We start from the raw sequence: 8421 nt of genomic DNA, 5'->3' as shown, positions 1-8421 counted from the left end.
GCACCTGCTCCCAAAACCGCACCCGCACATCCCGCAACAACGGCACCCGACCTACCCGACCAGCCACAACACCCTCCAACCATCGGTGTTGCAACCACCCCATGAACCCAAGCGGCCTTCGGTGCGTGAGACGCAACCAAGGCCGCCTTGGGGCGCTAGCAGGCCGGTCCGTCGCAGGTGCCGCGTTCGTAGGCTTCCAGCGTCGCGATCACCAGCTGCCGTTCGCCGGGGGTCAACGGCGTCAGGGCGTCGCTCCAGGCTTTAGCGCCCCGGGCGAGCCAGGCGTCGACCGCCGGGCGCTTGTCCTCGGCGATGCTGACGATCGTGCGGCGGCGGTCGGCCGGGTCTTCGTCGCGGTTGAGCAGGCTCTGGCGGCTGAGGTCGCCGACCATCAGACTCGCCGTCGTCGGCGCGACCTGGAGGCGGGTGGCGAGCTCGGTGACCGTCATCGGGCCGTCGAAGAGCAGGTAGGACAGCAGCGAAAGGTGCCTCGGCGCCAGCGCGCAGCCGTCCAGCTCGGCCGGCACCGGCGTGCGCTTCGCCCGGCCGACCAGGCGTGGCATGAGCAGCAGGAGCTGCCGCACGCCGTCCTCGACACTCGGTCCGGCCTCCGTTGACACCGCTCACCTTCCGTCGGTAGCTTTGTTTGCAAAGCAAACACTTGTGAGCTTACTCGCGCCCGGCCGAGCGTACCGGCCAGAAACAGGGGATCCCATGACCGCGCCAGCCGATATGAACGACTTCAACAAGCAGGTCGTCGCGGAGTTCCGCGCCAACGAGGGCAAGGTCGGCAACTACTTCGAGGGCAAGAACGTGCTCTTGCTCACCACCATCGGCGCGAAGAGCGGCGAGGAGCGCCTCTCCCCGCTCGTCTACACCACGGACGGCGACCGCTACGTCGTCGCGGCGTCCATGGGCGGCGCACCGAAGAACCCCGCCTGGTACCACAACCTGGTGGCCAACCCGAAGGTCACGGTCGAGGTCGGCGCGGAGAAGTTCGAGGCGACGGCCACGGTGATCGCCGACCGCGCCGAGCGCGACCGCCTGTACGCGGGCATGGTGGCGCACGCGGAGGGCTTCGCGGAGTACGAGACGAAGACCGACCGGCTCATCCCGATCGTGGTCCTGGAGCGCTAGTGGTGGTCGTGAGTGGTAATTCGGGTTCTAACCCGAATTACCACTCACGACCAGCTGCGGCAGACCGGCAGGCCGGCGTCCAGGATTGTCCTGGCAGGCTGTCTTCGGCCGCACGAACAAAGATCTCGCCCTGCAGTACTAGGACGCGACCGGCGCAGGCTCGGGCTCGGCGCGCGTTTCGGCAGGACGTTCGGCCTCCTGCCGCTCCGCGCGCCGGGCTTCCTTGCGGGTGATCAGCCGCTTGCCGACCTCGATCAGGGGCTTCTCGACCCAGCGGTGGATCAGGTCCGCGATCGCCAGGCCGACCACGAACACCGTCAGCGCCGAGACCGTCCGGTGCTGACCCAGCCCGGGCACCGCCTGCACGACGGCGAAGTGCACCGGCCCCTGCAGCAGGTACAGCGAGTACGAGCGCTCGCCCACGAACCGCATCGGGGCCGTGCTGAGCAGCCAGCGCAGCGGGCCCGGGCTCACCAGCACGATCAGCAGGAGCATCGTCAGCGCCGCGTACGCCACCAGCAGCCAGAGGTTGTTGCGGGTCTCGTGCCACAGGTCGTCGAAGTTCGTGTGCAGCAGCGCGAACGCGGCGAAGATCGGGATCGCCGCCAGCGGGTGCGTCAGCGGCTTCAGCAGCGCGTACCCGCGGCGGTAGTGCAGCAGGATCGCCAGCAGGCAGCCGCCCGCCAGGATGAAGTAGTGGATCGTCGAGCGGTAGATCGCGGTCTGCGACTCGTTCAGCACGAAGCCGCCGGTGGTCAGCGGGACCAGCGCCAGCAGCGCGATCATCGACACGCCGACCAGCAGGAACTTGCGCTTCGCCGCGCCGATCCCGATCGCGACCAGCAGGAACGGCCAGACGAGGTAGAACTTCTCCTCGATGCCGAGCGTCCACGAGCCGCTGAAGAAGTTGTCCGTGCCGGTGGTGGCCGCCGGCAGGAACTCGTTCAGGAACGTCAGGTAGTACTTCAGCGCCTGCGGGAAGTCGCGCGAGTAGAACTCGCCGCGCAGGATGACGAACGCGACGATCCCGCCGAGGATCACCAGGTACGGCGGCAGGATCCGGAACACGCGCCGGATGTAGAAGTTCGACAGCGAGATCCGGCCGGTGCGATCCTGCTCGCGCAGCAGCAGCGTCGTGATCAGGAAGCCGGACAGCACGAAGAAGAGGTAGACGCCGACCCAGCCCGACAGCCACGTCCAGTTCGGCCCGCCGAAGTGGAAGAAGATGACCATCGTGGCGGCGAGCGCGCGCAGGCCGTCGAGCCCCGGGAACCGCCGCATGCCGAGGTAGTCCTCGTGGCTCATCGTGCGCAAGACGGTTCCCCTATCAGTGTGATCAGGCGGCCCGAGTATATGGCCGCCTGATCCGGGCCGGTTCGCCGCCTCACCCCGCCCGGAAGACGTTCCCGGCGTCGTACCGGCGCTTCAGCTCCCGGAGCCGCCGCAGGTCGGCGGCCGGAAAGACGCTCTCCCCCACCTCCTCCGGCGCGTGCTCGCCGTAGACGAACGGCAGCAACCGGCCGGTCGTCCACGGCGCCAGCGCGTCGAACAGCTTCGCGTGCGCGCGCCGGACCGCCGCGACGCCGTCGTCGCCCACCATCGACAACGCCCGGACGACGAACTCGGCCGAGGAGTCCCAGCCCACGCCCGGCGTCTCCGGGGTCCGGGCGAGCGCGCCGCCCAGCCGGTCGATGATCAGCACCGGCGGCGCGGCCGCGCCGGGGCCCGCGTGCTCGACGATCGCGTCGAGCATGGCGTCGTTCAGCTGGGAGACGGTCGCGTTGGTGCCGTGGTAGCCGTGCGGCTGCCGCGGCTCGGCCGCGATCGACCCCGACTCGGTGAACGGCAGCCGGCGCAGCGTGTCCGTCAGCGCGGGGGCGACGGCCCGCAGCGGCGCGACGACGTCGTCGCCGTCCTCGCCGAGGTAGGCGATCCGGATCTGGGCGACGTGCCGGCCGCGCACCGGCTCGGGCACCATCGGCAGGTCAGGGTACTGGATCATGGCCAGTGACGTCGTCAGCGTGTCCGGCGCGGCCGCCGACCACGTCCGCCAGGCCCGCAGCACGGCCGGCACGTCGGCGCTGCCGAAGGTGAGGCTGCCACCGTAGAGGTCGCCGACCGGCAGGAGATCGAACTCGATCGCCGTCACGATGCCGAAGGCGTCGCGACCCCCGCGCAGGGCCCAGAACAGGTCCGAACCCGGCTCGACGCGCCGGAGTTCGCCGTCGGCGGTCACGACGTCGAGGGCGCGGACGTGGTCGGCGGCGCGGCCGTACCGGCGGGCCATCAGCCCGAAGCCGCCGCTGAGCGTGTAGCCGACGACGCCGACGTCCGGCGACGAGCCGCTGAGCGGCGCCAAGCCGTGCTCGCCGGCGGCTTGGATCACGGCCTCCCACCGGACACCCGCCTCGACGCGGGCGGTGCGGGCCCCGGCGTCGATCTCGACGCCGGTCATCCGTCGGGTGCTGATCAGGACGCCGTCGGTGCCCGCGGTCAGGCCGTGCCCGGTGGCCTGGACCGCGACGGTCAGCCCGTGCTCGGCCGCGTAGCGCACCGCGGCGGCGACGTCCTCGGCGCTTTCGGCGGCGGCGACGGCCGCGGGCGCGGTGGGCACCGACGTCTGGAATCCGGCGGCTTCTTCGGCGTACCCGTCCTGACCGGGGTGGAGGAGGTTCATCTCGGGTCCTTTCGTTCGTTGCCTCCAGCTTCGGACGGAGTCGATCAGAAGTCCAAGATCTGGTTTGTCTACTCGCTAGAATCAGTGCTTATGGAACTGCACCAGCTCGCGTACTTCGTCGCCGTGGCGGAGGAGGGCAACTTCACGCGCGCGGCGGAGCGGCTGCACGTCGCTCAGCCGGGAGTGAGTGCGCAGGTCAAGCGCCTGGAGCGGGAGCTCGGGCAGGAGCTGCTGGACCGCTCCGGCCGGACGGTCCGGCTCACCGACGTCGGCGCCGCGGCCCTGCCGCACGCCCGGGCCGCGCTCGCGGCGGTGCGGGGGGTGCGCGAAGCCGTCGAGGAACTCGCCGGGCTGGTCCGCGGGCAGGTCGCGATCGGCATGGTGACGTCGGTGGGCCCGGTCGGGCTGCCCGACCTGCTGGCCGGCTTCCACGAGCGGTACCCGGCGGTCGAAATCACGCTCTCGGAGGCCGACTCCGACACCATGCTGGCGGCGCTGCGCGAGGGACGGCTCGACCTCGCCGTCGTCGGCATCTCGACGGCCCCGCCGCCCGGCATCGCGACGCAAGTGCTGCTCGAGGAGCCGTTCCTGGCCGTCACCGCGCCGTCAGGTCCCTTCTCCGGACGGGACGAAGTGGACATTCCCGAGCTCGACGGCCTGCCGCTGATGGCGCTGCCCAAGGGGACGGGCCTGCGCACGGCGTTGGACGCGGCCTTCGCGCGGGCGGGGCTGACGCCGCGGATCGCGTTCGAAGCGGCCGACCCGAACGTGCTGGTGCAGCTGGCGACGCGCGGGCTCGGGGTGGCGATCGTGCCGGAGTCGCTGGCCCGGTACCACCAGGCGGAACTGCGGATCGTCGGCCTTCGCGGGCCGGGGTTGCGGGGCATGCTGGCGCTGGCCTGGCGGACGGACGGGCCGTTGAGCCCGGCCGCGCGCGCGTTGATCGCGTTCGCCCGGGCGGCTTACCGCTCTTGACGAGTCGTCAACAGGAGCGTTCCCTGGATCGATGACCGAGACCGCCCTCCGCGACGCCGTCATCGGCGCCGGGCTGCTGGCCGGCAGCGCGAACGTGATCATGCAGCTGTCCCGCGCGCCCGTCGGCCACGGCGTCCTGGAGAGCCGGGTCGACCGCGGCAACCTCTTCCGCCACCCGGTGAAGCGGACCCGGACCACGCTGACCTACCTGGCGGTCGCGACGATGGGCACCGACGCCGAGCGCGCGGCCTACCGGGCGGGCGTCAACCGGGCCCACGCGCAGGTGCACTCGACCGCGTCGAGCCCGGTCGCCTACGACGCCTTCGACACCGACCTGCAGCTGTGGGTCGCGGCCTGCCTGTACAAGGGCTTCGAAGACGTCTACCTCGCTCTCGTCGGCGGCGAGCCGGAGCGGTTCTACGCCGAGGCCGCCGCCCTCGGCACCACGCTGCAGGTGCGTCCCGAGATGTGGCCCGGCGACCGGGTGGCCTTCGAGGAGTACTGGGCCGGCGGGCTGGCCGGGATCGGCGTCGACGACACGGTCCGCCGCTACCTCACCCGGATCGTCGACCTGGAGTTCCTGCCGCCGGTGTTCGCCGTGCCCGGCCGCCGGTTCCACCGGTTCGTGACCACCGGGTTCCTCCCGCAGCGCTTCCGCGACGAGATGCGGCTGCCGTGGACCGCCGCCGACCAGCGCCGGTTCGCCGCGCTGCTCGCCGCGCTCGGCCGCGTCGTCCGCGTCCTGCCCGGGCCGCTGCGGCGGTTCCCGTTCAACCTCTGCCTCTTCGATCTCCGGTGGCGGCTGCGGACCGGACGTCCGCTCGTTGGGAGTTGACCGCCTCTCGCGGGGACGCGAGGGTGGGCCGATGAGCGGTGATGAAGAGCGGCACGGCGTCAAGCTGAGCAGTCTCGACCAGGAGGTCTTCCCCGACGCGGGGGTCACCAAGCGCGAGCTGCTGGACTACCTCGAAGCGGTGTCCGGCCGGATGCTGCCGGAGCTGCACGACCGGCTGCTGAGCGTCGTGCGGGTGCTGCGCGGCCAGGGGCCGTTCATGCAGAAGAACCTGCCGAAGTACACGCCGGAGTGGGTGGAGCGGCGGGCGCTGTGGGCCGACCGCTCGCGCCGCGAAGTCACCTACGCGCTCTGCAACGACCTCCGCACGCTGCTGTGGTTCGGCAACCAGCGCGCGATCGAGTACCACACCTCGCTGTACCGCGGCGAGCCCGCGAACGGGGCGACGCACCTGATCCTCGACCTCGACCCGCCCCCGGACGCCCCGTTTTCGCTGGCCGTGGGCGCCGCGAAGCTGGTGCGGGAGGCGTTGCGCAAGGACGGCCTCGACGGCGCGGTGAAGACCAGTGGCTCGAAGGGGGTCCACGTCTTCGTACCGCTCGCGCCGGGACAGCCGACGGAGGACATCGCCGCGGCCACTCGCGCGGTCGCGGCCCGGGCCGAGCGGATCGACCCGGCGCTGGGCACGACGGAGTTCGTGCTCGAACGCCGCGAAGGCAAGGTGTTCCTGGATTCGACGCGGGCCGGCGGCGGAACGGTGGTCTCGGTCTACAGCCCGCGTCACCGCCCGGGCGCGCCGGTGTCGTTCCCGGTCCGCTGGGCCGACGTCGACGACGTCAAGCCGGCCGACTTCACCGTGCACACGGTCCCGGACCTGCTGGGCGGCGGTGACCCGTGGACCGAGGAGATGCCGGAGCCGTTCGTGCTGCCCGCGGACCTGGTCGAGGAGGGGCACACGATCCCGATCGCCCGGGTGGCCGCGATGCACGAGGGCAAACGCCGGGCCCGCTCCTGACCCACCCGGGCACTTTCACGTGAAAGTGCCCTCAGGCGGCCTGGTTGTGGCCGTAGCCGAGGGGACGGCGCAGGGACGCGCGGGTGATCGTGACGATCCGGGCCGGCCGGTGCTCGACGCGGTGGCGGGCCAGCCAGACGACGTCCCGGCCGAACGACCACACCAGCGAGGACAGCGCGACCGCGACCGCGGCGAACGTCACCGACGGCGGCAGCAGCTCCGAGATCGCGACCACGAGCACGACGCCCTGCACGGCTGCGACCGTCTTGCGCGCCATGCTCGGGTACAGCGGCGCGGTCAGCCAGGACATGGTCCACGAGGCGGCGACGAACGCGTACCGCATCAGGCCGATCGCCAGCACCCACAGCCCGAGCGCGCGGGACACCTGGATGCACAGCAACAAGATCAAAAACGCGTCGACCTCCATGTCGAAGCGCGCGCCGAACTCCGACGCCGTCCCGGTGCGCCGGGCCACCTGGCCGTCGAGCCCGTCCAGCAGCAGCGCCACGCCGACCAGCCCGACCAGCCACCCGAGAGAAAAGTCACCCTCGGCGATCAGCGCCGCGGCGCAGCCGACGAGGAGGGCGCGGGCGAACGTGATCCAGTCCGCCGGCCCGAAGGCGCCGCGGCCGCTGCGGCGCAGCCCCCACTCGGTGAGCAGCACCAGCGCAAGGGCGTAGACGGCTCCGGTCGCCCAGGCGAGCGGCGTGAAACCGCCCGCGAAGACCCCCGCGGCGAGCACCGGCGCCGGGACCACCGAACGCAGGAGAAGGTCCTGTTTGATCATCTCGACTCCGCGAATTGCTCATAGGGTGGCGACACCAGCCTCCGGTCGCCCGCTGAGGAGAAACACGTGGAACAGGCTTTCTGGGTTCAAAGTCCCGGCTCGGGACAGCTGCGCGAGGAGCGGCTGCCCGAGCCGGGGCCGGACGACGTGCTCGTCCGCACCCTGTGCTCCGGGGTCAGCCGCGGCACCGAAACCCTCGTCTTCCGCGGCGGTGTCCCAGCGAGCCAGCACGGCGTCATGCGCGCTCCCTTCCAAGAGGGCGAGTTCCCCGGCCCGGTCAAGTACGGCTACCTCAACGTCGGCGTCGTCGAACACGGCCCGGCGCACCTCGCGGGCAAGACGGTCTTCTGCCTCTACCCGCACCAGACCGCGTACGTCGTCCCGGCGGCCGCGGTGACGCCGGTCCCGGAGTCCGTCCCGCCCGGGCGGGCGATCCTCGCCGGCACGGTCGAGACCGCGGTGAACGCCGTGTGGGACGCGCGCCCGCGGCTCGGCGACCGGATCGCCGTCATCGGCGCCGGGATGGTCGGCGCGAGCGTCGCCAAGCTCCTCACCGGCTTCCCGGCGACCAGGGTGCAGCTCGTCGACGTCGATCCGGCCAAGGCGGACATCGCCGCGGCGCTCGGCGTCGAGTTCGCCACGCCGGAGCGGGCGCTCGGCGACTGCGACCTCGTCGTGCACGCGAGCGCGTCGGAGAACGGCCTCGCCAAAGCCCTGGAGCTGCTCGCGCCGGAAGGGGAGGTCGTGGAGCTGTCCTGGTACGGCGACCGCCGGATCAGCGTCCCGCTCGGCGAGAACTTCCATTCGCGACGCCTGGCGATCCGCGGCAGTCAGGTCGGGACGGTCGCGCGCCCGGACCGCAGCTACGCCGAGCGCCTCGGCGTCGCGCTCGATTTGCTGGCCGATCCGGCGTTCGAAGCGCTGGTCAGCGGGGAATGCATGTTTGAGGATCTTCCTTCCGTGCTACCCCGGCTGGTCGCGAATGAACTTTCCGCCCTGTGCCTCCGTGTCATGTATCAGCCGCAATGACCACGTCC

At 71.5% G+C, this 8421-nt stretch carries 9 protein-coding genes; 5 read left to right on the top strand and 4 right to left on the bottom strand.

What is annotated here, in order from left to right:
• Positions 1–155: 155 nt before the first annotated feature.
• Positions 156–620 (bottom strand): MarR family winged helix-turn-helix transcriptional regulator, encoded by a 465-nt coding sequence (locus ACLJQF_RS19075; protein WP_410610325.1) that lies wholly within the window; start codon positions 618–620, stop codon positions 156–158.
• Positions 621–714: 94 nt separating this feature from the next.
• Here ACLJQF_RS19075 and ACLJQF_RS19070 point away from each other — a divergent pair, with 94 nt between their 5' ends.
• On the top strand, positions 715–1137 hold the full coding sequence (locus ACLJQF_RS19070; protein WP_410610323.1) for a nitroreductase family deazaflavin-dependent oxidoreductase: 423 nt from the start codon (positions 715–717) through the stop codon (positions 1135–1137).
• Between the two features lie 138 nt (positions 1138–1275).
• On the opposite strand, the gene ACLJQF_RS19065 is transcribed toward ACLJQF_RS19070, so the two are convergent.
• Both ACLJQF_RS19065 and ACLJQF_RS19060 read right to left on the bottom strand, forming a co-directional pair.
• Complete coding sequence (locus ACLJQF_RS19065) at positions 1276–2442, bottom strand: acyltransferase family protein (protein WP_410610356.1); 1167 nt, start codon at positions 2440–2442, stop codon at positions 1276–1278.
• Positions 2443–2521: 79 nt separating this feature from the next.
• Positions 2522–3814: an FAD-binding oxidoreductase gene (locus tag ACLJQF_RS19060; protein ID WP_410610321.1), complete on the bottom strand. Its 1293-nt coding sequence runs from the start codon at positions 3812–3814 to the stop codon at positions 2522–2524.
• A 90-nt stretch (positions 3815–3904) separates the two neighbouring features.
• On the opposite strand from ACLJQF_RS19060, the gene ACLJQF_RS19055 reads away from it, so the two are divergent.
• From ACLJQF_RS19055 to ACLJQF_RS19045, 3 genes are read left to right on the top strand one after another with little or no spacing between them, the layout of a single operon-like run.
• Complete coding sequence (locus ACLJQF_RS19055) at positions 3905–4789, top strand: LysR family transcriptional regulator (protein ID WP_410610320.1); 885 nt, start codon at positions 3905–3907, stop codon at positions 4787–4789.
• A 31-nt stretch (positions 4790–4820) separates the two neighbouring features.
• Positions 4821–5624 carry an oxygenase MpaB family protein gene (locus ACLJQF_RS19050; RefSeq protein ID WP_410610319.1) on the top strand — a complete coding sequence of 268 codons (804 nt, stop codon included), beginning with the start codon at positions 4821–4823 and terminating at the stop codon, positions 5622–5624.
• A gap of 31 nt (positions 5625–5655) precedes the next feature.
• Positions 5656–6597, top strand: coding sequence for a DNA polymerase domain-containing protein (locus ACLJQF_RS19045; RefSeq protein ID WP_410610318.1), 942 nt, complete (start codon positions 5656–5658; stop codon positions 6595–6597).
• A 31-nt stretch (positions 6598–6628) separates the two neighbouring features.
• Here ACLJQF_RS19045 and ACLJQF_RS19040 read toward each other — a convergent pair whose 3' ends face one another.
• Positions 6629–7384, bottom strand: a complete 756-nt coding sequence (locus tag ACLJQF_RS19040; RefSeq protein ID WP_410610317.1) for a CDP-alcohol phosphatidyltransferase family protein — start codon at positions 7382–7384, stop codon at positions 6629–6631.
• 66 nt (positions 7385–7450) lie between these two features.
• On the opposite strand from ACLJQF_RS19040, the gene ACLJQF_RS19035 reads away from it, so the two are divergent.
• The gene (locus tag ACLJQF_RS19035) at positions 7451–8413 is read left to right on the top strand and encodes a zinc-dependent alcohol dehydrogenase (protein ID WP_410610316.1); all 963 of its coding nucleotides are present in this window, start codon (positions 7451–7453) and stop codon (positions 8411–8413) included.
• Positions 8414–8421: the final 8 nt, after the last annotated feature.

It is taken from the genome of Amycolatopsis sp. lyj-109, from assembly GCF_046548995.1.
Taxonomy (GTDB): domain Bacteria; phylum Actinomycetota; class Actinomycetes; order Mycobacteriales; family Pseudonocardiaceae; genus Amycolatopsis.
Note: the sequence above shows the minus strand (reverse complement) of the source record. Positions and strands in the feature narration are given on the sequence as shown.